The organism is Chitinimonas violaceus (assembly GCF_052601015.1).
Map to the genome: position 1 here is coordinate 1 of NZ_JBQXDJ010000343.1, position 245 is coordinate 245.

The 245-nt window shown below is 64.9% G+C and carries 1 protein-coding gene; it reads right to left on the bottom strand.

Features of this window, described 5'->3' with window-relative positions; translation table 11 throughout:
- Nucleotides 1-245, bottom strand: a 245-nt coding sequence (locus ACUHMQ_RS21495) for an IS66 family transposase (protein ID WP_445297443.1), incomplete at both ends; no start/stop codon positions are given.

The following is a 245-nucleotide window of genomic DNA, read 5'->3' on the forward strand; positions in this document are numbered from 1 at the left end:
GCACATGCGCCCAGCAGGCTACCTCGCGGATGGCAGGGTTGGCATAGAGCGCGTCGTAGCCGCTATAGGCGTCAGCCACCAGATAACCGTGCCAGCCCTTGAGCCAGGCTTGTGGGTGCTCGCCGGCGCGCGTTTCGCTGAAGTCGTAGGCGGCCAGCCGAGTGTGCGGGTCGACATAGACCCAGGCACGTGCCTGTTTCGTACCACCCTTCTGCGCCAGCGGAACGATGGTGTCGTCGGTATGC